This is a genomic window from Anaerolineales bacterium, from assembly GCA_030583885.1.
In the GTDB taxonomy this organism is placed as follows: domain Bacteria; phylum Chloroflexota; class Anaerolineae; order Anaerolineales; family Villigracilaceae; genus Villigracilis.
The window spans coordinates 525135-546650 of sequence record CP129480.1 but is presented as its reverse complement, the minus strand read 5'-3'; the positions used below and the strand labels follow the sequence as shown (position 1 = coordinate 546650).

General features: G+C 54.2%; 22 protein-coding genes, 1 pseudogene and 1 other annotated feature. Of the genes and pseudogenes, 7 read left to right on the top strand and 16 right to left on the bottom strand.

The genetic code is table 11. From position 1 onward, the window contains the following. The first annotated feature begins 22 nt into the window (after nucleotides 1–22). The 3 genes from QY332_02725 to hypE are packed head-to-tail and all read left to right on the top strand — an operon-like array spanning nucleotide 23 to nucleotide 2394. Nucleotides 23–268, top strand: coding sequence for a HypC/HybG/HupF family hydrogenase formation chaperone (locus QY332_02725; GenBank protein WKZ36841.1), 246 nt, complete (start codon nucleotides 23–25; stop codon nucleotides 266–268). Beyond that, entirely contained in the window at nucleotides 252–1349 is a 1098-nt protein-coding gene (gene hypD / locus QY332_02720) for a hydrogenase formation protein HypD (GenBank protein WKZ36840.1), read from the top strand. Before QY332_02725 ends, hypD begins: the two co-directional genes overlap by 17 nt. Then, a complete protein-coding gene (gene hypE / locus QY332_02715) occupies nucleotides 1342–2394 on the top strand; it encodes a hydrogenase expression/formation protein HypE (protein WKZ36839.1) in 1053 nt (350 codons plus the stop codon). The genes hypD and hypE overlap by 8 nt, the downstream gene beginning before the upstream one ends. A gap of 33 nt (nucleotides 2395–2427) precedes the next feature. On the opposite strand, the gene QY332_02710 is transcribed toward hypE, so the two are convergent. The 6 genes from QY332_02710 to QY332_02685 form a co-directional block, all read right to left on the bottom strand. Next, on the bottom strand, nucleotides 2428–2730 hold the full coding sequence (locus QY332_02710) for a GNAT family N-acetyltransferase (protein ID WKZ36838.1): 303 nt from the start codon (nucleotides 2728–2730) through the stop codon (nucleotides 2428–2430). A gap of 5 nt (nucleotides 2731–2735) precedes the next feature. Beyond that, nucleotides 2736–3635 carry an arginase family protein gene (locus QY332_02705; GenBank protein WKZ36837.1) on the bottom strand — a complete coding sequence of 300 codons (900 nt, stop codon included), beginning with the start codon at nucleotides 3633–3635 and terminating at the stop codon, nucleotides 2736–2738. A gap of 87 nt (nucleotides 3636–3722) precedes the next feature. Next, on the bottom strand, nucleotides 3723–4616 hold the full coding sequence (locus tag QY332_02700; protein WKZ36836.1) for a c-type cytochrome: 894 nt from the start codon (nucleotides 4614–4616) through the stop codon (nucleotides 3723–3725). A 30-nt stretch (nucleotides 4617–4646) separates the two neighbouring features. Beyond that, on the bottom strand, nucleotides 4647–5219 hold the full coding sequence (locus QY332_02695) for a hypothetical protein (protein ID WKZ36835.1): 573 nt from the start codon (nucleotides 5217–5219) through the stop codon (nucleotides 4647–4649). A 67-nt stretch (nucleotides 5220–5286) separates the two neighbouring features. Then, on the bottom strand, nucleotides 5287–6078 hold the full coding sequence (locus QY332_02690) for a hypothetical protein (protein ID WKZ36834.1): 792 nt from the start codon (nucleotides 6076–6078) through the stop codon (nucleotides 5287–5289). Further along, complete coding sequence (locus QY332_02685; protein ID WKZ36833.1) at nucleotides 6075–6665, bottom strand: sigma-70 family RNA polymerase sigma factor; 591 nt, start codon at nucleotides 6663–6665, stop codon at nucleotides 6075–6077. The genes QY332_02690 and QY332_02685 overlap by 4 nt, the downstream gene beginning before the upstream one ends. Before the next feature lie 215 nt (nucleotides 6666–6880). On the opposite strand from QY332_02685, the gene ablA reads away from it, so the two are divergent. The 3 genes from ablA (at nucleotide 6881) to QY332_02670 (ending at nucleotide 9571) form a co-directional block, all read left to right on the top strand. Next, nucleotides 6881–8206: a lysine 2,3-aminomutase gene (ablA, locus tag QY332_02680; protein WKZ36832.1), complete on the top strand. Its 1326-nt coding sequence runs from the start codon at nucleotides 6881–6883 to the stop codon at nucleotides 8204–8206. A gap of 72 nt (nucleotides 8207–8278) precedes the next feature. Beyond that, entirely contained in the window at nucleotides 8279–8914 is a 636-nt protein-coding gene (locus QY332_02675; protein WKZ36831.1) for an NBR1-Ig-like domain-containing protein, read from the top strand. A gap of 18 nt (nucleotides 8915–8932) precedes the next feature. Next, nucleotides 8933–9571: an NBR1-Ig-like domain-containing protein gene (locus tag QY332_02670; protein ID WKZ36830.1), complete on the top strand. Its 639-nt coding sequence runs from the start codon at nucleotides 8933–8935 to the stop codon at nucleotides 9569–9571. 38 nt (nucleotides 9572–9609) lie between these two features. Here QY332_02670 and QY332_02665 read toward each other — a convergent pair whose 3' ends face one another. The 3 genes from QY332_02665 to pheS all read right to left on the bottom strand — a co-directional run bounded on the left by QY332_02665 (nucleotide 9610) and on the right by pheS (nucleotide 13646). Next, complete coding sequence (locus tag QY332_02665; protein ID WKZ36829.1) at nucleotides 9610–9891, bottom strand: hypothetical protein; 282 nt, start codon at nucleotides 9889–9891, stop codon at nucleotides 9610–9612. A gap of 92 nt (nucleotides 9892–9983) precedes the next feature. After that, nucleotides 9984–12515: a phenylalanine--tRNA ligase subunit beta gene (pheT, locus tag QY332_02660; GenBank protein ID WKZ36828.1), complete on the bottom strand. Its 2532-nt coding sequence runs from the start codon at nucleotides 12513–12515 to the stop codon at nucleotides 9984–9986. Nucleotides 12516–12587: 72 nt separating this feature from the next. Then, complete coding sequence (pheS, locus tag QY332_02655) at nucleotides 12588–13646, bottom strand: phenylalanine--tRNA ligase subunit alpha (GenBank protein ID WKZ36827.1); 1059 nt, start codon at nucleotides 13644–13646, stop codon at nucleotides 12588–12590. Between the two features lie 126 nt (nucleotides 13647–13772). Continuing rightward, nucleotides 13773–14038: a binding site (T-box leader), on the bottom strand. A 130-nt stretch (nucleotides 14039–14168) separates the two neighbouring features. On the opposite strand from pheS, the gene QY332_02650 reads away from it, so the two are divergent. Beyond that, a complete protein-coding gene (locus tag QY332_02650; GenBank protein ID WKZ36826.1) occupies nucleotides 14169–15725 on the top strand; it encodes a hypothetical protein in 1557 nt (518 codons plus the stop codon). On the opposite strand, the gene QY332_02645 is transcribed toward QY332_02650, so the two are convergent. The 7 genes and pseudogenes from QY332_02645 to QY332_02615 form a co-directional block, all read right to left on the bottom strand. Beyond that, on the bottom strand, nucleotides 15722–16390 hold the full coding sequence (locus QY332_02645; GenBank protein ID WKZ36825.1) for an HD domain-containing protein: 669 nt from the start codon (nucleotides 16388–16390) through the stop codon (nucleotides 15722–15724). The genes QY332_02650 and QY332_02645 overlap by 4 nt on opposite strands. A gap of 109 nt (nucleotides 16391–16499) precedes the next feature. After that, entirely contained in the window at nucleotides 16500–16892 is a 393-nt protein-coding gene (locus tag QY332_02640; protein WKZ38461.1) for a DUF5655 domain-containing protein, read from the bottom strand. Beyond that, nucleotides 16890–17009, bottom strand: a pseudogene (locus QY332_02635) (DUF4287 domain-containing protein). The gene QY332_02640 and the pseudogene QY332_02635 overlap by 3 nt, the downstream one beginning before the upstream one ends. A gap of 147 nt (nucleotides 17010–17156) precedes the next feature. Beyond that, nucleotides 17157–17375: a DUF4287 domain-containing protein gene (locus QY332_02630; GenBank protein WKZ36824.1), complete on the bottom strand. Its 219-nt coding sequence runs from the start codon at nucleotides 17373–17375 to the stop codon at nucleotides 17157–17159. A 64-nt stretch (nucleotides 17376–17439) separates the two neighbouring features. Further along, nucleotides 17440–18093: an MOSC domain-containing protein gene (locus tag QY332_02625; GenBank protein ID WKZ36823.1), complete on the bottom strand. Its 654-nt coding sequence runs from the start codon at nucleotides 18091–18093 to the stop codon at nucleotides 17440–17442. A 25-nt stretch (nucleotides 18094–18118) separates the two neighbouring features. Next, nucleotides 18119–19660: a histidine kinase N-terminal 7TM domain-containing protein gene (locus QY332_02620; GenBank protein WKZ36822.1), complete on the bottom strand. Its 1542-nt coding sequence runs from the start codon at nucleotides 19658–19660 to the stop codon at nucleotides 18119–18121. 60 nt (nucleotides 19661–19720) lie between these two features. Continuing rightward, the gene (locus tag QY332_02615; protein ID WKZ36821.1) at nucleotides 19721–21325 is read right to left on the bottom strand and encodes a diguanylate cyclase; all 1605 of its coding nucleotides are present in this window, start codon (nucleotides 21323–21325) and stop codon (nucleotides 19721–19723) included. Nucleotides 21326–21516 lie beyond the last annotated feature (191 nt).

Sequence of the window (21516 nt, the reverse complement as noted above, 5' to 3'; positions counted from 1 at the left end):
ACAAGAAGAAAGGGAATTCTATATGTGCCTCGCCATCCCCGGTAAACTGACCGACATCTACGAAAAAGACAATCTCCGCATGGCAAAGATCGACTTTGGCGGTATTGTCAAGGAAATCTGTCTTGCATACACCCCCGAAGCGAAGGTCGGCGAGTACGCCCTTGTCCACGTCGGCTTTGCTATCAGCCTTATGGATGAAGAGGAAGCGCAGGAAACCTTGAAGTTGATCAAGGAAGTTTCGGATTTCGAAGATGAAATATCTGGATGAATACCGCAACCCCGGAAAAGTAAAAACCCTGTTGCGCGAGATCGCATCCATTACCACACGCAACTGGGTCATCATGGAAATTTGCGGCGGACAGACGCACGCCTTCCTGCATCACGGGTTGGACGCCATGCTCCCGCCGCAGATCGAACTCGTGCATGGGCCGGGCTGCCCTGTTTGTGTAACTCCGCTCGAACAAATTGACAAAGCCATCGCCATCGCCTCGCGCCCCGATGTGATCTTCACCTCCTATGGCGATATGCTGCGCGTGCCGGGCTCAACGAAAGATCTATTCTCCGTCCGTGCGGGTGGCGGGGATGTGCACGTGGTGTATTCTCCGCTCGAAGCCGTGCAAACCGCGGAAGGAAACCCCGATAAGCAGGTTGTTTTCTTTGCAATTGGGTTTGAAACCACCGCGCCTGCGAATGCCATGGCGGTCTTGCAGGCCAGGAATAAACATATCAAAAACTTTTCGGTTTTGGTGTCGCATGTCCGTGTGCCGCCTGCGATGGAGGCGATTCTCGGTTCCAAGTCCAACCGCGTGCAGGGATTTTTGGCGGCGGGGCACGTTTGCGCAGTGATGGGCTTTCACGAGTACCCGCCCATCGCGGAGAAATATCATGTGCCCATCGTGGTCACGGGCTTCGAGCCGATTGACCTGTTGAACGGCATGGTGTCGGCGGTCAAGCAGCTTGAAGCTGGGCGCGCCGAGGCGGAAAATCAGTATCAGCGGGCGGTCAAGTTTGAAGGAAATGAATCAGCTCAAAGGACGATTCGAAGCGTGTTCGAATCCGTGGACCGTAAATGGCGCGGCATCGGCATCATCCCGCAAAGCGGCTGGGGATTGAATCCGGATTTCGCCGAGTTCGATGCGGAAAATAGATTCGACGTTGGAAATATATTCACGCAGGAGTCGCCATTGTGCATTGCAGGAGAAATTTTGCAGGGATTGAAAAGGCCGTTGCAGTGCGCCGCGTTCGGCAGGCAATGCACACAACAAACGCCGCTCGGCGCGCCGATGGTTTCGGCGGAGGGCGCGTGTGCCGCATATTACAAATATCATCGGGATGTGGTGTATGAATGAATTCGATTTTGAGGGATATACCTGCCCCGTGCCGCTGCGCCCGAACGAGACGGTGATCCTCGGGCACGGCTCAGGCGGGACCTTGAGCCGCGACCTGCTTCGGAGGCTGTTTCTCCCCGAGTTGGGCAAAGCCGCGCCGCGTGCGTTGGATGATTCGGCTGTCGTTGAAATTGACGGTCAACGATTCGCGTTGACCACTGATTCGCATGTCGTCTCGCCGTTGTTCTTCCCCGGCGGTGATATTGGACGTTTGGCAATTTGCGGGACGGTCAATGATCTGGCGATGGTCGGCGCAAAACCGATTGCGCTCACTTGCGGCTTCGTGCTGGAGGAAGGCTTGCCGTTCGAAACGTTACAACGTGTGGCCGCTTCGATGCAGGCAGCAGCGCAGGAGGCGGGCGTGTACATCGCGGCAGGCGATACGAAAGTGGTGCAAAAAGGCGGCGCGGATCAGTTATTCATCAATACGTCGGGCATCGGCAAGATCGCAGATGGTGTGAATATCTCTGGCGCGAATGCGAAGGAGGGCGATGTGGTCATCGTCTCTGGGACGATTGGCGATCACGGCATTGCAGTCCTTTCGGCGCGTGAAGATCTGGGATTTGAAACCATGCTCGAAAGTGATGTTGCGCCGCTCAATCATCTGGTAGAGGCGATGCTCGCAGCGGGCGAAGTCCATGTGCTGCGCGACCCCACCCGCGGCGGACTGGCGACTTCGTTGGTTGAGATCTCCGAGCAGTCGAATGTGACGATTGAAATTGAAGAGCAAACACTGCCGTTCAAACCTGCGGTAAAAGCGGCGTGCGAGATGCTGGGTTTCGATCCACTGTGGATTGCGAACGAAGGGAAATTGGTTGCGTTCGTGAAGGAAAGCGATGCTGAAAAGGTTTTGGATGCGATGAAAAAAACAAAATATGGCGGGGGTGCCGCCATGATTGGGAAAGTTATGGGGGTTAGAAAATCACAGGTGCGATTGAAAACCGCCATCGGGGGAACGAGGTTGGTGGATATGCTGCCCGGGGAAATGCTGCCGAGGATTTGTTAAATGGTCTAGGGACGAGGTCACCTCGCCCCTGCGTTAATTTCCCCGATGCTTGGTCAGTTCCGCATACTTGGGATTCCTGCGGATGTATGCCGCCACATACGAACACATGGGAATCACGCGCAGCGATTTTTCTTTTGCATATTCCAGCGCGACCTGTGCGATTCTTCCCGCCACGCCTCCGCCGCGATGGTCAGGGTGGACACCGACATGCGTCATCACGATCGTATCCCCATCTTCGATGTAATCGAGTTTCGAAAGTTCACCGTTGATAAAGACCTCGAAACGATTTTCGGCAGGATTGTTGTTGATTTCGAGTTCTTCGAGATTGATCTCCATTCGATTCAACCTGCTTTCTGTTTCTCGCGCGCAATGACGGCGATATATTCCATGATGATCTTCAAGCCCGCAAATACCGTGGCTTCAGACGGGTCAAGCGGCGGGGCGATCTCCACCACATCCAGACCGGCGAGCGAAAGTCCCTGGGTGCCTTTGAGGAGGGTCAGTACATCGCGTGATGTCAGGCCGCCGAATTCGGGGATACCCGTGCCCGGCGCAGCGGACGGATCGAGACAGTCAATATCGAGCGAGATGTGTACGGCATCACAGTCGTTCAGGATGTTATAGACGCTGTCTGCCACTTTCCTCATACCGCGTTCCGCCACATCCGCGGCGGTGTAGACATGGATGCCGCCGTTCTCGATCAGGTCGATCTCCTGCTCCTCCCACGAGCGCAAGCCGACCATGCAGACATCGTGCGGCTCAATGCCAAAATCCAATGCGCGGCGCATCGTGTTGGCGTGGGAAATGCGCGAGCCGTCAAAGAAATCACACAGGTCGGGATGCGCATCCACCCACAGCACGCCGAGGCGCTGGTCCTTGTAGCGTTCGCGCTGTCCTTGCAGGATGGGAATGGTCACCGAATGGTCACCGCCGAGCAGGATCGGCATATTCGGGAGGGTTGCCACACGCCCTCGGACGAGGTCAAAATCCATTTCAGGGTTGAGAATGCTGATGTCACCGAGATCAGCCACGGTTAAGTCCCTGAGGCGGGTACGATCCTCACTAAAAGGAGTCAAATGTGTGGACCACAATCGCAGGCGTTCAGGCGCGAGAGCCGCTCCCTTCCTCGCGCTGGCAAGTCCGTCAAAAGGAATCCCAATGACGCTGAAATCAGCCTTTTCGGGGGAAAGCTCCGGGCGATGCAGGTCGCCCCATAAGCCGTGCGTGCCTTCAAGGGTCATAATTGCTCTCCTTATGGACGGATTGTACCGTTAAACAAAAAACGGACAACGATTTTCATCGCTGTCCGCTCACAAGGTACGGCAAACTTATTTTGAATTGATGAACGCGATCAACGCTTCGATCTCTTCCTCGGACAAATTCAGGTTTGGCATCTGAGTATCCGATTTCACCGAGGCGGGGTCCTTCAACCTCAAACGCAGCGCCTCCGGGCTGGCGGAAAATTTCGTGAGATTAGGACCCACTTCAAGCGTCACATATTCGGAAAACGAATAGACTTTCGTGTTGACGTGACAGGTGATGCATCCTTTTGCGACGAACAACTGCCTGCCCATTTCGATCTGAGAAGCGTTCGGATCGGGTGTCATCCCATACCCCGGTTTGCCCTGCACTTCCACCTCAGGGACGGCTGATTCCGCCATGAAGGTACCGGCTCCGACCAACAGACATAACGCCGTCAAAGCGATGGCAAGACGGCTCCTCCGTCGAAACACGAAGAACAAGCCCACGAGTCCGCTCCCGAACGCCAGCACGCGGACGATCAAATACAGCGGAACAGCCGCGGCAGGCTGTGATACCGTCTGCGTCGCGGGCAGGCTCACCACCCCTCCCACCGGCGCGGCGACGGTCAGCATCGGCATGAGTTGTTTCATGCTGAATGCATCGATGAACCAGCGCCACTCGCCCTCTTTTGGGAATGTTACTGTCACGGTGTAATGTCCGGGTTTGCCATCAGGTTCTGCACGGAGGACAAACTCCTGTTCCTTGTACAGGTTGGCAATGATCTTCGGTTCGAGTCCATCCAGAGGCGTCCTGCCGTGCTGTAATAGAGTGAAGCCGATTGTCAGCGGTCTTCCTGCAACGATATTCCTCGGCAGTTCATCCAGCACGATGACCGCCCAGCCTCCAGCGAAAGCCGGGACAGAAGCCAGCAGGGACAGAAGCAAAGCAAGACCTAAAGCAATACGGATGCGGGTGAACATATCAACCTCCAGTAAAAATAGTGGGACTAACTATCTGGCAGACGGTCTGCGAGACCGATAAGCGAGCACAAAAACGACCGATAACCCGGCGACGATGATGAGGCTGAGCACAGTTCGATGCGGGGAAAGCGGCTTGCCGGTCCCGCTGGTCACCTTTTCGGCTTGCAGTTTCAGGGAATTTTCGGCGGGCTGGGTTTGCAGGAACAACGCATCAGCAAACACATCCGCCATCTTCGGATCGGCGATGTACCATTTATTGTCATATTCCGATTCGCCATTTACGATGCCATCATAGAACACGAAGCCGGAATCGGGGTAGTAATACAGGAAGTCGAAAGCGATCTCACGTTTGCCGTCCAGATAGAAACGGGTGATCTCGTAACCGGTCCCGGGATTTGACGGTGCTTCGGTCCTGTCCTCGAAGAAGTTGGCGAAAGCGAAGAAGCTCACAGTCAGGGCAGGATCCGTAATACGGACCGCTTCTTTCAAGTCCGCGCCGGTGACAATGATGAAGGAAAAGCCCCCTTTCGCAAAAACTGTGACGGAAGTCATCAGGCTCAACAGCAATGCCAGCTCGAGCGATTTTCTAAAATGGGAAAACATGCACACCTCCTTGGGCGGGTGATTTTCAATATCCATACACCGCCTGCGGAGGTTTGGTTCCAAGGTTTTAAGGAATCGGTCGAAGGGACTCCGCAATGCGGATCGCTTCCTCAAGCAGCAGGTTGGTCTCGAGTCGATAAGTGATGTCTCCATCTGCCCAGATCAATACGTGACCATCCACCAGCCGCATGAAATCCATATTGCCGTTGCGCAGCATCAATGGGTAAGATCCCGCGGCCCAGATCGCACGCCGACCATTGACTTCGGTTTCTTCAATCACCGTCGGATGGAACTTTTCTATCACCCAGGTTCCTTCGGGGATGAAATGCAGGCTCATAGCAGCCCGTCCCGGCTGTTGGGCATCCAACCAGACGAGGATTGTCATGGAACCGTTGGCATCTTGGACATAAACGTGATTCGGCAAACCCAGATTCGGTGGATAGGTTGGGAGCAGAATTGGGTACTCGACAATTTCCCGAGCATTGGCGAGTTTCGTTTCACCGGCTATTTCATCTAAAAATGTGATCAATGTGGATGATTGCGCGGCAGGTGTGGCGGTCACTGGTGCAACGGATTCGGGTGTAGTAAGCGCTGGCGATTGGACGGGGGCGGGGAAGATGCGGACAATTCCGATCTGGATGAACTCGATGATGGCCGCACGGGCAGGAGGAATGAGCATCAGGCTCGAAAGCAGAATCAGTAAAATGGTCAGCGACCAGGCGAAGGTGCGGTAGAAGAAGCGAGGACGAGTCGAGTGGCGGAGATGCGGCATGACAGATCCCACAATATTGGGCGTACGCGGGTATTCCATCCCAGCGGCAATGGAGTGGAGTTGTTTTTCAAATTCGGTCTCGTTCATGTCTCGCGTCCTTCAGAAAGAACAGGAAAATCCTGTTGAATGATGTTTCGTAATTTTTCGATTGCCCGGTTCAACCGTGATTTGACCGTGCCCTCCGCCACCTGCAAAACATCCGCTGTTTCGTGGGTTGAAAGATCGAGAAAATAGCGCAGATAAATGACCTGTTGATCGGTGAATTTCAGGGTTCGAACGGCTTTCCAGAGGTCGCTGGCTTCCATGCGCTCCATGCTTTTTTCTTCGGGAGCAGCAGGGGCTGGTTCGCTGCGAAATGCGCGCGTTAATGCCAGTAAATATCGTCCTGCAGAACGACGGCGGTTGCTTGCCAGGTTTGATGCAATGCTCAACAACCACGGGCGAAGCGGGCGGGTTGGGTCGAAGTGTTTAAGATGATTCCAGGCGCGTAAAAAGGTTTCCTGGGCGATATCTTCCGCATCGTCGGGATCGCCAAGGAGCAGGTACGACAGCCGAAAGACCGCCTGCTGATGCGCCAGCATCAACGGTTCCCACGCTGCCGTGTCGCCGTTTGCGGCATGGCGGATTAAAGTGGATTCATCCAATGTGCCTCTCCGGAGAGGTGTCGTTTTCATACGTTATACACCGATTACAAGTAAATGGTTCCCTATAATCCCTGAAATTCCCGGTTTTAAGAAAGTGATATTGACCCGCGTTCCGTTTGCTCTTACAATGATATTCATGGTAGTAAAGTTTGCAGGTTTTTTTCGCCCCGATCATGACCCTCCCTTATGAGCGAGATTTTGACCAGTTATCCGAGCATTAACTTTTAAATTTTTGGAGGAACCCCATGAAAACCGAGTTTGTATCAAAACGAGCAAAGATCTACGCCGATGTCCCCGATGAAAAATGGAACGACTGGCGCTGGCAGTTGAGTCACCGCCTGAACACGGCCGAAGAAATCGAAAAGGTACTCCCACTCACCGAGAGCGAACGCAAGGCATTGCAAACGCAGGGCTTGTTCCGCGTGGATGTGACGCCCTACTTTATCTCCCTGATCGACCCGGACGACCTGAATGACCCCATCCGCAAGCAGGTCATTCCGCTTGCAGAGGAAATGACCTCCTTTACCGCCATGATGGAAGACTCCCTCGCGGAAGACCGCCACTCTCCCGTGCCCGGGCTGGTTCATCGGTATCCTGACAGGGTACTCATGCTGGTCACGACCCAGTGCGCCTCGTACTGCCGCTACTGCACGCGCTCGCGCATTGTCGGCGACCCCGGTCAGACGTTCAACCGCCAGGAATTCGAGATGCAGATCGAGTACCTCAAGAACACGCCGCAGGTGCGCGACGTACTGCTCTCCGGCGGGGACCCGCTCGTGCTGGCGCCGAAGGTGCTTGAAGAACTGCTCTCGCGTTTGCGCGAGATCCCGCACATCGAGATCGTCCGCATCGGTTCGCGTGTGCCGGTCTTCATGCCGATGCGCGTCACCCAGGAACTGTGCGACATGCTGGCAAAATACCACCCGCTGTGGTTGAACATCCATGTCAACCACTCGAATGAGATTTCCAAGGAACTTGCTGAAGCCACGGATCGTCTTACAAAAGCGGGCATCCCGCTCGGCAACCAGTCTGTCCTGCTGGCTGGGGTCAATGATAACGTCCATATTCAGCGCCAGATGGTGCATGACCTTGTCCGCATCCGTGTGCGCCCGTACTACCTGTATCAATGTGATCTGGTGGAGGGTGCCGGTCACTTCCGCACACCGGTTGCCAAGGGCATCGAGATCATGGAAGGTCTGCGCGGACATACCTCCGGCTACGCCGTTCCCCAGTTCATCGTGGATGCGCCGGGCGGCGGCGGGAAAATCCCGTTGATGCCCAACTATCTGCTGAGCATGTCCGACCACAAGGTCATCCTGCGCAACTACGAAGGCTACGTCACCACCTACGAAGAGCCCACCGATTACATCCCGTCTGATGCCGCAAAGTTCAAGGGACTCAAACGCCCCGAACCCGGTCAAACCGGCATCACCGGCCTGCTCGACGGCGATGAGATGTTCATCAAACCCGAGGGCTTCGACGAATTGCACAACCGCGGCGGCATCCAGCACCGTCTCAAGGACGAGAACAAGTGGAAGCCGCTGGGAATTGGTTCCGGCGACACGGATTAGTGAGATAATATCATGGCTGGTTCCCGGCATCGGGGAGCCTTCCACGATGTATCCATTTTCAAGGAGATTTGTATGCGAATAAAAATGATGATCCTGCTTGCGCTTGTCTTTATCCTGGCGGCATGTCTGCCGGGGCAGGAACCTGTGGATGTACAGTCGCAGGTCAACACCCTCGTCGCTCAGGCAATCGAAACCAATCAACGTCAGATCGAGGAAGCCGTGGCACTCACGGTTGCCGCGCAGCAACAGCAGCCATCCACGCCTACAACAGCGGACGAACCAACGCCCGTTCCCACCGACACGCCTGCGGAACTCCCAACCCTCATATTCACGCCGGAAAACACTCCGCTGCCAATCCTCCCCACAGCCACCCGCCGCCCCGTCCAAAAAACGGAATATGCCTGTAATGCAATAAGCAGGAGGCCTTTTGACAACACGGAGTTCAATCGAAAGGCAAAATTCGATATCAAGTGGACCATTGTCAACACCGGCACGAAAACCTGGCCCAAGGGGATTGATGTGAAATATTACAGCGGCCCCCAAATGACGAACGTCAAGAGGGTTGAGATTCCGGTTGCGCTGGCGCCGAACCAATCCTATGTCGTAAACCTGGATGCGGTCGCCCCCGATAAAAAAGGGTTCTTTGTAATGACCTGGATCGTGGACGGTCCCATGTGCTATCCCTACACCGCCATCAATGTGAAATAAGCTGTTTCGTGAGAAAAGATGATTCGGCGAAACCATAGGACGTTTGCCCTGCTAACCATCGCTGTGATCATGCTTGCCTGTGCGCCGGCGCTTGCACCGGCGTCTGAGCCGATTCCCACCTTTGACCCGAACTCGATCCACACGGTCATCGCGCAGACCGCGGATGCGGCGGCAACTCAAACCGCATTGGTCGCCCCCCCCACGGAAACATCCGCACCCACCGTAACCCCCACGGAACTTCCCACGGAAACCCCCACGCCGACGTTCCTGTTCCTCCTGCCCACGCTCACTTTTACCCCCACACCGGTAACGATCGTGCCTTCAAAATCGGAATATGCTTGCCAGATCTTTTCCCAAGACCCGCAAAATGACAGCCGGATGGCTAGGAATGAATCCTTCGATGCAAAATGGACGGTGGTAAACGTTGGCACCCAGGCATGGGAACGGGGAAATAGTGATTACCTTTATAACAGCGGCGACAGGCTGCACAAAACGGGGGGGTATGATTTCGATGTAACCGTATCTTCCGGTGAATCTGTGGAACTGGTGGTAAACATGCAAGCCCCTGGCAGCCCGGGCACATACAAGACCGCATGGCGCATCGTCATCGGTAAGCAAAGGTTCTGTCCCCTTAACTTGACCATCATTGTAAATTGAAAAAATCCTCCGAGCAAAAACTCGGAGGGTTTTTTATTTCAGGAGGCCGGCGGAAGAGGCTCGTCGCTGGGAACAACGGCTTCCCCGGGTTTCTTGCGAAGCAGGAAGAAGCCGGTCACGATCGGAACGAGGATCAAAATAACAGAAAGACACAGAAGGGCATATCCTGCCGTGGGGGGCATGGGTTGATCCACACCGCCCACCGAGTACGTCCCGTTGCCGGTCACGCCGCCGAAACCCATAATGCAGGTGAACAGAGCACAACACGAACATAATAATGCAACGACAATTGTAACAACCATGCTGGTATTCTTATTCATATGGAATTCTCCTATTTGGCTTTCCTACAGTATACATTCAATAAAAATGGGATGCAAGTGCCGCCATACTGCCTCCCAGGGCTACCAGACCATCAGCTTCGCAGTTTTGCGCCAAGCTCATGCTCCAGCCGTTTGACGATCTTGCTGCGGATGGCTGCCGCATCGGCATCGGTCATTGTTTTTTCGGATTGGTATGTAAGGCTGTAGGCCAGCGACTTTTTGCCAACCCCGACCTGATCGCCTCGATAGACATCGAACAGGCGGACATCTGTGACGGTCCTTCCGCCCGTCTGCCTGATCAATGCTTCGACGGCGGCGGCTTCCGCTGAATCATCCACGATGACGGCAATGTCTTCGAAGATGGGCGGCGTCTCAGGGACGGTTTTAATGCCGTAGGCGGGGTTCTGGTTTCGCAGCAGGTCGAGATCAAATTCAGCGACGATGACAGGCGCGCCGCCGAACTCAAATTTTTCCTTCACGAGCGGATGCAATTCACCAAAGATGCCCACAATCTGTCCGTGGACTTTCACTTCGGCAGCTTTGCCCGGGTGCAGATATGGAGTGGATTCGCTGGCCGTATAGGAAATGTCTGTCAGGCGCAACCCGCTCAAAAGGAGTTCGAGGCGTCCCTTCATATCGAAGAAATCAAGAGTGGGCGATTCCTTCACATCCCAGGCGTAGGCGAGGCGGGAACCGGTCATCACGATGGCAAGTTTGCGCGGCTCAAAGGGCAGATCATTTCCATTGGGCTCGAAGACGGAACCGATTTCAAACATTGCAAGAGATTCGGCACGCGCATTTTTTTCCGTGATCTCAAGCACGGAGGTAAGCAGACTGCGCCGCAGCACACTGCGTTCGGGGGCGATCGGGTTCGTGATGCGGACGTACTTCCCGCCGGTCCTCAAGCGCGCTTCACGTTCGGGGGAGGTCATGCGATAGGTGACGACTTCCTGCAGGCCCAGCGCAACGAGCAGGTCGCGCAGATGTTCCTCCCACTCGTGAATGGGGTTGCCAACCTGCGGTGGAAGCGCATCGGCCATGCTGGTGGTGGGAATATTGTCGTACCCGTAACTGCGCGCAACCTCTTCAAGCACATCGGCGAGGCCAATGACACCTTCGTTGATATCCATGCGATGGTTGGGAGCGGTGACGCGCACATGCTTCTTCGTTAATTTGCACTTGAATTCAAGGCGGGTGAGAAGCTCTGAGATTTGTTCAAGCGTGAGGTCAATGCCCAGCAGGCGTTTGACATCCTGTGCCGTGACATCCACAACCGAATCTTTCGGCGGGAACGGATATGCATCCACGAGCCCGGGTGCAACTTCACCGCCCGCCCACTCTGCCATGTATTGAAGGCCGCGCTTCACACCCTGCTCTGCAAGCGCAGGATGCACGCCGCGCGAAAAACGAAAGGAGGCTTCGGACGGAAGGTTGTGCTGTTTCGCTGTACGGCGAATGTTGATGAAGTTCCAGGCAGCGCCTTCGAGCAATATATTTTTTGTCGCATCGGTTACCTCAGACTCGGAACCGCCCATCACTCCTGCAATTGAAAGTGAACTTTTTTCGTCACACACCAGCACATTTGTGGAGGTTAGTTTGCGTTCAACTCCGTCAAGCGTGGTAAGTTTCTCGCCATCCTTCGCGGCACGGGTGATGATCCTGATCTTTTTTTTACCGGCGCGTTTTTGCAAGACATCGTAATCAAAGGCGTGTAATGGCTCGCCAAGTTCGATCATGCTGTAGTTGGTCGCATCCACCACATTGTTGATGGGGCGCACCCCCGCCAGCTTGAGTCTGCGCTGGACCTGATAGGAGCTTGGCTTGATCCCGACATTGCGGATCAAACCCGCCACAAAGCGCGGATTGAGTTCGGGGTTGGTGATTTCAATTTCCACGGAATCCGCAACCGCAGCGCCTGACATTTTAAACTCGATGGCCGGTTTCCTGAGTTCGCGCCCGGTCAACGCGGCGAGTTCGCGCGCAATTCCAATCACGCTTGCATTGCGCGCCATGTTCGGAAGGATGGAAATGTCCAGCACCGCATCACCCATGTATTCTGCCAGAGGCATGCCAACCGGCGCATCATCGTCAAGAATGATGATGCCCTCATGTTCCTCGGCAATCCCAAGTTCCTTTTCGGAGCAGACCATCGAGTATGAATCCACGCCGCGGATCTTGGCGCGTTTGAGGGTCATCAACTGCTGTCCTTCGGCGTGCCCGTCGTACAGTGTTGAGCCTTCCTTTGCATACGCCACTTTGATCGGCTTTTCGAGCCGGCCCGCGCCCTTCAAGTGGAAGATGTTCGGTGCGCCGGTCAATACAACCTGCTCCTGTTGTCCGTCGAACAAGTCAAGCAGGGTCAATTTATCGGCATTGGGATGTGGTTTCACCTCGCGGATCTCCGCCACGACGATCTTGTCCCTGTCCCACGTGATGCCGCTGGTTTTGAATTCATGCTTCTCACTGGAATGCATGCCGGATGCGGCATGATCAAGCATCGGCAGTCCCGCGTATTTGATCTCGTCCACTTCGAGACCCGCCAATGTCAACTTGCGGGCGATCTCTTCGACGGAGAGACCGTCAAGGTCAATGAAATCTTTCAGCCATGATAGAGGAATTTTCATAAATCACCTTTTCACCACAACGTGTCACGAAGGCCTTAAGTCGTTTCCTTCGCATCCGTCGTGTTTTAGAAATTAGAACTGTTCCAAGAACCTGACATCGTTCCCCCAGAAGTAACGGATGTCGTTGATCTTGTTGCGCAGCATCAACTGGCGTTCGGGTCCCATGCCCCAGGCGAAGCCGGAGTAGACCTTCGGATCGTACCCGCCGTTCTGAAGCACAACGGGATGCACCATGCCGCAGCCCAGAATTTCAAGCCAGCCGGAATTCTTGCAGACCTGGCAGCCCGCCCCGCCGCACACGAAACATTCCACGTCCACTTCGGCGGAGGGTTCCGTGAAGGGGAAGTACGAAGCGCGGAATCTCAAACGCGCACCTTCCCCGAACATGCGGCGGACGAAATCCGCGATGGTGCCCTTCAAGTCCGCGAAGGTGATATTTCTGCCAACGGCGAGTCCCTCCACCTGGTTGAACTGGATCTCAGAGCGTGTTGTAATTTGCTCATGGCGAAAACACATGCCAGGTGACGCAATCCGAATTGGTGGTGGGTCTTGCGGGTTGGTTGCAGAAAACTCGCGCATTGCGCGTATCTGCCCGGGCGAGGTCTGAGTACGCAACAAGATTGGATTGTCGCCGCGATCACCAGCCTCGATATAAAGTGTATCCTGCATATCGCGCGCGGGATGATGCGGTGGGAAGTTGAGCAATTGGAAATTCATCTCGTCCGTCTCAACTTCACGTGATGTGTACACCTGAAATCCCATCTCCGCGAGGATATCCAATACGCGGCGCAGTTGTTGCGTGGATGGGTGCAGCCTGCCGATCTTCACCGCGCGTCCGGGCAGGGTCACATCCAGTTGTTCCTCCTCCAGGGATTTCGCCAGCGCGGCATTCCTGATCACCTCGGCACGTTCTGCCAACGCGGCTTCCAGCGCCATCTTCACACGGTTCGCCGCCGCGCCGACAGCTGGTTTCTCCTCCTTGGAGAGTTTCCCCAGCCCGGCAAAGACCTGCATCAGCGCTGAACTGCGTCCAACATGCGCCACCCGCCAGGCTTCCAGCGCGGCTGAATCTGTGATGGATGAAAGATGCTCCAGTGCGGCTTTTTCGATTTCATTTAATCTTTCCTGCATAGTGCCTCCGTTATTCAATGTCGTCGCGAGCCCGAAGGGCCAAGCAATCTCCTTGTATCATGCGATTGCTTCGGGCTAACGCCCTCACAATGACATAATAAATACAAATAAAATCCTCCCGTCCACAAATGGGACGGGAGGAGGAAATCCCGCGGTACCACCCAAGTTAATCGCACCCGCCGTTCGAGGCTTGCGACTCTCTTTGTGCCGACCAGCATCGGCTTCTCATGTAACGTTGAGAAAACGGTTCAGACTACAAAACGTGATATGCTCTTCACCTGAACGGCTCGAGAGGGAACTTCAACTGGGTTCTGTCGAGTGCAGCTTTCAGCCTTTTACTGCACCTCTCTGGCGGCTTCTGCCAGCCTACTTTCCTCTGTCACAGCCTTGTTATTATGGCTCGCCTGTTGGGGTGAATTATCTGCAAAAACGAAAGGCTGTCAAGGCTTGTCGGATACGAATTACAGAGTGCCTCAAGATTATCAAAACCGGTAATCCATAACAAGCGGTAGAATCCAGGCCATGCAGCGGAAAATTGACATCTCCTCATTGCTTCTACTAAGCGCCCTGCTTCTTGGCGTAATATTCCGCTTTTATCCCGCCATCACGAATGGGTTCCCTCTCAATGACGGCGGCATGTTCTATACAATGGTCCAGGACCTGAAAGCGAAGGGCTACGCATTGCCGCAATGGACGACCTACAACCATGCGGAGATTCCCTTTGCCTACCCGCCATTTGGATTTTACATCGCCGCGCTTCTGTCCGCGCTTACACCTGCCCCCGACCTATGGATATTTCTCTACCTGCCGGCAGTGGTCAACACCATCTCCATCCTTGTCTTTTATAAACTCGCCGGACAGATCCTTGCCTCACGCATCTCCGCTGCGCTGGCGGTGCTGGTCTTTGCGCTTGCACCGCGGTCCTTTCTCTGGCAGATCATGGGCGGCGGAATCACCCGCGCGTTCGGGATGCTGTTTTTTCTATTACTGCTCTGGCAGGCAATTCAATTATTCAGGAAGTACGGGAAAAAACATCTGGTATTTTCCATCCTCTTCGGCGCAGGTGCGGTGTTGTGTCACCCTCAAACCGCGCTGCACACAGCGCTAGGGGTTCTGCTGCTCTTCGGCTTTTATGGCTTGAACAAACGCGGATTCACTTCCGCAATATTCACGGGCGCGGGCACGGCTTTCTTGACCGCCCCCTGGTGGTGGACAGTCCTTTCCCGACATGGGCTCGAGCCGTTCATTTCTGCAGGGCAAACCAGCCAGCGGACGCTCGAGTCCTATTTATCCCTTCTGCGTTTTGAGGGGCTTGGGGATTATCTTTTCCTTCCCATAGTATTGCTGGCACTTCCCGTACTTTGGAGCTCGTTAAGAAAACGGGAATTCCTTTTTATCACATGGATCGCGGCTGCCTGCCTGGCGGACCCGCGCGGAGCCGACGGGATTATCCTGCTTCCCTTATCCATGCTGGCGGGGGCTGGGTTGCAAAAACTATCCGCGTGGATCAGCCGCCCGGACAGCGATCAGGCGGAGGTCATATTCATGAAGCGCCGCGCCCGGATCCTGCTGTTTTGTCTGATCTTCTACTTCATCATGGTGGCAGGCATTTTTGACTTTCAATTGATCAATACCAGTTTGAAGGCGGATGATCTTGCGATGATCGAGTGGGTGAATAAAAATATTGATGGAGAAAAAACTTTCCTACTGGCAACAGGACGGGAGTTTTCGATGTCCGACCCGCTGCAGGAGTGGTTTCCCGCGCTGACGGATCAGCACAGCGCAACGACCATGCAGGGTTTGGAATGGACTCTCGGTGAAAATTTTTTTCCCTGGTACGCTGAATTGATCGCCTTCCAGCATTGCACGGATGTGAATTGTGTCAGTGAATGGTCAATGCGCAATGGTGTGGACTATGATTTTCTGGTTGTGCTGATCCCCCCTGAAAGTGACGGGAGCGAATTGGCGGGTTCGCAGCGAACACTCGCTGTTTCGACAAGCGGTTCGACTTTTCATGCGCCTGTATATGAATCGGAACATGCTCTGATCTTTGAGTTAATAAAGCGAGGGTCACATTAAATATGACCCTCGCTTACATCCCTGCCTTCCCACTCATTCATGAACTGGTCGAGAAAACGCAGCATTACTGCGTGCCGCTGCTCTCCTATTCTTCTGGCGGTGGGCGTGTTTAACATGTCCTTGAGCAAAAGCAGTTTTTCGTAAAAATGGTTGATGGTCGCGCTCCTGCTGTTTTTATATTCTTCAAAACTGGCGTGTACTTGCGGCGGGGACTGCGGATCGTACATCATCCTGTTTTTATAGCCGCCATAGGCAAAGGCGCGTCCAATGCCAATCGCGCCGATGGCGTCCAGCCTGTCGGCATCCTGTACAATCAGGCCCTCCAACGAGTTCATTTTATTTTCAACACCTGCGCCTTTGAAGGAGATGTGCGTGATGATCCCGCAGACCTTGTCAGCGGTGGGAATGTCCACGGAGCAGGCCTCAAGCCAGGCACGGGCGCGAAGCGGGGTTTCATCGTCGCTGTCGTTGAACTTCCAATCGTCAAGGTCGTGGAGCAGGGCGGCGAGCTGGACGATGAAGAGATCCGCGTTTTCCTGTTCGCAAATGGCGACGGCATTCCTCCACACGCGGTGGATGTGCCACCAATCGTGACCCGAGGAGTCGTCTGAAAATTCCCCTTTGATGTATTCGACTGTTTTTTGAATGATTTCCTGTTGATTCATGCCCCTATTTTCCCACAAAATAATGCGGGTATAATGCCCGCATTATTTTCAGCGCATGTACAACCGCCTTTTTAGTACGTCCGGCATTTGATTGAGACGGATATGTAAATCAGCCTGCTCCCTCATAAGCGGATCTGATCCACGCGACCAGTTCGGCATCCACCTCCTTCGCGTCGGTCAAATTGACAATGTAATTGCACATGCTTCCCTTGGGCTGCTCCAACAGCCTGGCGTTCTTCTTGAGCTCCTTTGCATTGATGCCCACCTCGAAACGCGTGTTGGTCTTGGGTCCGATCATCGCAAATTGTTTTTTGCGGCGCAGGCTGACGTAGCCCTTCTTCGGCGCGATTTCGAACTCACCGAACTTTCCGATCTCCTCCATCAATTTTTCATGGATGGGACGGAAACCAGCCTTCGCGCCTGAATAAATTTCATCCAGAACGGCATCTTCCGATTTACCTTCCGACGCACGCGTGCCGTCTGATTGGAGGATAACATGCACGAGCGTGTTGGCATCCCCGTGACCAAGCCCAAGCTTTTCCTTGAGCATGTCGCGGATCTCGCCGTGTTTGGAGAGTCCGCTCTTCTTAACAATGGCGGCGAGTTCATCGATTGACTTGCCCGTTTTTTTTGAATGTTCTCCAGTTGGGTCTGAATGGCTTTGTCTAAACTACTCATGGTCGTCTCCTTTACGTTAAATCAGTTTCGTGTCAATTTTCCAATCCTTTGTAACATGCGGTGTGCAAGGTATGACCACTGATGCAGGTTACGCCGCGCTCTGTATCTGGGACTCGAACAGAGCCTTCACGAGAATTTTCGCATCCTCATGGTTGATGCCGTATTCGCGCTGAAGCATCCAGCGGATTTCGTTATGCTTTGCCAACCCGGTGCGGCGGACAAGATCGGCAAGTTCCTCCAGCGACATGCCCAACATGGTTTGAATGGCGGTGAGCTCTGACTGAACAACCTTATCAAAATTACTCATAACATCATCTCCTTTGACAAAAGGCGGGGTAATGTCATGATTATAGAACAAATTTTCTATTTCTTCAAGGGATATTTCTTTCAAGGAGTTTCTGCAGGTCATCCTCCAGGCGTTTGCGCACACGGGTCGCGATGGGGGCGTTTAGAAATCTGCCAAGCGTTGACTCATCCTTCTCCTTTTCGTACCAGTGACGAAAGACCTCGAGAATGCCAACCGCCTCCCCCGCGGACCGTTGAACTGTCACCACATCCCCGGCTTTGACCTCGCCCTCGGCGATCACACGGCAATAGAACCCCGGACGTTCCACATCGCGGTATTTCTTCACAAACCGCGGATCCCCCATCCACGCTGCCAATGTCCCGCAAGGGATGCGGGGCGCGGTCACTTCTAGGGTCACTTCGCCGGCCTGCAGGCGATCTCCAATGTTGAAATCCGCGCTTTGCAGGTCAGAGATGGTGAGATTCTCGCCAAATGCGCCGGGCGCAAACTCATCACCCAACTCCACTGACCAGTACGCATAATCCTCCGCGCCGAAGACATAAACAGCCTGATCGGGTCCGCCGTGATGCTTTTTGCTTACGATGACGTCATCTTTCAATCCGGGCGCAGAGATATACACGGCACCCGAAACCGGCACTTTATGGATACCCGTCCTGCTGAGCGAAGTTGCAGTTTGTAATTCACGCTCGATTCCAATATTTACGCTGAGAATTTTCATGAATGGAGTTGTACCCCGGCGGGTCCTATCCCAATTGCGGATGCCATGTATATACTTTATTCCGTCCCTCTGACTTTGCCTTGTACAAGGCCTTATCCGCCCTGTGGAGCATGTTCTCCAGCGTGTCGTTTGCCCGAAGTTCCGTGATCCCCATGCTGACGGTATTGAATTGAGCAGCCTCCGATCCAATGACTGTCTCCGCAAACGCCATTCGCAGCCGCTCGGCCAGCTCGGCTGCTGTTTTTTCCGGGGTTTCCGGCAGCAACAGCACGAATTCCTCGCCGCTTAACCTGGCAAAGATATCCGTTTTTCTTGCGCCGTCCGTGCAAATTTTCGTAAAGGCGACAAGCGTCTGGTCTCCCATTGCGTGGCCATAGGTATCATTTATATTTTTGAAATAATCCAAATCCATGAGGATCAGGGATATAGGTCTGTCGTATCGTTGGGCACGCTGGACTTCCTTGAGGGCCAGTTCCATGAAATGACCGCGGTTGATCGCCTCGGTAAGGGAATCCCTTGTAGCGAGCAGGTGCAGTTCCTTCTGGTTGTTTTTCAGGTTCGTAATATCATGCAGGGCGATCAGGCGGCCGATATCCCTGTTCCTGCCGTCCATGATGGGCGTAACCTGCACATCCATATGGATTTTCCTTCCCTCCCCCAACTCGATTTCGAACTGGGTATTTGCCGAGACCAGCGCCTCCCTGTCCGTGCGATTCCATTTTGAAAAAACTTCATTGATCGGTCTTCCCAATACATTCAGCGGGACGTTCAACATCCTGCGCGCGGCGGGATTGATATCAACGATCCGTTCCTGAACGTCGATGACCAGCACGCCTTCGGTCATCTTCTCTATCAGAACATCCCTTGCCACCGGGACAATATCCAGAAGCTGGTATTGGAGCAAAGCGTAGGCAAAGGCAACCGCGGTAATGGTAAATGAGAAGGGGGTGTTATCCGCCCCGGGCAACGGATTCAGCCCGGCAACAAAGATGATGCTGTTCAACCAGGTGATGCCCAATCCAATGAGGATGACACCGACCTGTCTGCGATACAACCCGGACGAACGGGCGAACGTCCGCACAAGCAGGATGGTGGTGAGCAAGATCAGGGAGTAGGAATAAACCACATTGAGCCAGAAAACGGGTCCGGCGTCCAGAATGACCGCGCTGTTGGCTGTACGTTTGCCGGCGAAGAAGAGTCCATGATAGGGGTCTGTGAACAGAAGAAGCAGGACAATGCCGGGTTCCAGATAGATCAGGGCGGCCAGCGGACGTTTTAGCCAGTGCGTCAGATTGGAGATTTGAAGGGAAAAAATAAAAAACGCCGCAGGGACGGTGACGACTCCAATGTAGGTAAGATCAAGCCAGAAATAGTCCGAATGCGCCGGTGTGCCCGCCCAAAAAATTGCGTAGGTAATATCCCACCAGGCAAGGGCAAGGAGCAAGGCCATCAAGGAGGTGGCGCCGGGCGCGGCACGGCGCGTTTGCAGAATGATGGCCGCGACCAGCAGACACACCGTTCCCGCAATAAATAGCAATGCGCTGTAACCTATGTTGGGAGGAACCATCCAGTCTCCTTCATTCGATTTTACCCCCATCCGGCAGGCACCTGCCACTTTCATCACCCTTTATGGCTCGCGATTTCCCGCCCAAACAACCACCTGATCGCGCCCGTTCCTTTTTGCGATATACAGGGCATTATCGGCATTTGCGATAATATCCGCTTTTGTGGTTCCATCCCCGGGAAAATCCGAGATGCCGCAAGAGATCGTGGTTCTGGCGGCCTGAGAATCCAAAAGCGCCATTGGCGACTGGAACTGATTCCTCCACTTATCAGCGATATGGAAGGAGATCTCGGAGGCCACATTCAGCAGGACCACCAAAAACTCATCCCCGCCATAGCGGCAGACAATATCGCCGGTGCGGGTCTGGCTCAGCAGTTGATTTGCGAGGCGTTGCAGCATTGCATCCCCCACGCCGTGGCCAAAATCGTCATTTATTTTTTTAAAGCCGTCAATATCGATCATGACGAAACTGATCGGATAATTCTCCCGTCCGGCCCGCGCGAGTTCGCGCTCCAGGGTTTCGTCCAGGTAGCGGCGGTTGTATAACCCGGTCAGCGGATCGCGGATGGCCTGTTCGCGCAGTTCGGTCTGGAGGAGCTGTATCGCCTCGATCTGGAACTGGAGTTTCTGGTTCGCCCGGCGAAGTTCCTCCTCGGCAGACTTCCTTTCGTTCAATTCGTGCTGCGCGGCGGCGAACAGCTGGGCATTATCCATGGCAAGCGCCGCCAGCTGCACAAGGGAGCGCATCACATCGATCTCATCGTTCAGAAAGGGCTTGTCGGGTGCGGTGCGTCCCAGCGCCAGGATCCCAACCGGCTGGTCGTTGATGATGACCGGCACATTTACAACAGCCTTCAGGTTATATGGGGCGTACATGGCAAGCCGTTCAGCCCATTGCGAATAATCCTGCCTGACCTGCGGCTGGCGCGTGTTGATCGCCAGCATGGATAAACGCGCGTCCTTCAAGGGGATGCGCGTCCCGAGCAGGGCTGTATTCATTTCCGACGTGGTCTTTACAACGAGCACGTCGTCTTCCAGAAGGGAGAGGACCCCGAAAGGTGAATCCAGCAGATCGCAGGCGCGCAGCAGGATCGCATTGAGAACATCGTCCGCTCCGCGGCGGTTCAACAGGTCGAGTGTGATGTTGTGGAGGGCGCTTAATCTTTCATTTTGGAATTGCAGTTTTTCCTCGGCATCCCTGCGCTCGGAGATATCCTGGATAAAACCGATGGCAGTGATTTCCTCCGAAAAATTCGTTATGCGGGTTGCCGCAACCTGGATGGGAAATTTCGAGCCGTCGCGCCGCAACCCCATAATTTCATAACGCACCCTGTGCCCCTCCGCCTGTTTTTGCAAATTTTCCGCAAACAGGTCGCGGCTTTCAGGTGCCACTTTTTCAACCGTGAGGGTGCCAAGTGCCTCGGAAAATGTATCGCCGAACATTTCCAAAAAGGTCGGGTTGGCATACACGATCCTCGAATTGCTGGTGATGACTATGCCGACCGGCGCAGACTCAACAAGGACTTGAAAACGGGTTTCGATTTCCGTCAGAATATCTTTGGCTGGATAACGAGGGATCACCGTGGGCACATTTCGATGGCGGCGGATATAAATAAAAATCCCCGCAAGTAATACGGACAAAACCAGCAGGGACCAGACAACTGGCATCAACTCTTTCTCCTGCAAAAGACACATCTCCCGGTGCGATTATAGCACTTGTATCGTTTAGTGGCGTATTTCATCATTTGGGGGGAGTGGCTACTTTCGTGGGCTACCCACAAAGGCACTAAGAACACAAAGCCACCAGGAAACCTTTGACTCTTCGAGCCTTTGTGGCTTCGTGGTCTATGAAGAAAGCC